1 pseudogene is annotated in these 239 nt (G+C 74.9%); it reads right to left on the reverse strand.

Annotated features, from left to right (window positions below):
• Window positions 1–239 (reverse strand): annotated as a pseudogene (locus tag AOK09_RS40850) (hypothetical protein); the annotation flags it as partial.

Here is a 239-nt window from a genome sequence, read left to right on the forward strand (position 1 = left end):
TAGGCGTCGACGACCGCGATGGTCTTGCCGGCCCCTCCGTTGGGGGGCAGGTCATAGGCGGTCTGGAGGTCGGCCGGGCCGAACCCGGCCGGGACGGCCGGGGCGGCGCGCAGTGTGGCGGCCGGTGTCGGCTCGATGTCGGTGCGACGCAGGGCGAAGCAGGTGAACTGGCCCGGCTTCGGGGCGTCGCAGGCGGGCCTGTAGGCGACCTGCTGTCCGGTGGAGGTGGAGGCGGTGGG

It is taken from the genome of Peterkaempfera griseoplana (assembly GCF_001418575.1).
GTDB lineage: Bacteria > Actinomycetota > Actinomycetes > Streptomycetales > Streptomycetaceae > Peterkaempfera > Peterkaempfera griseoplana.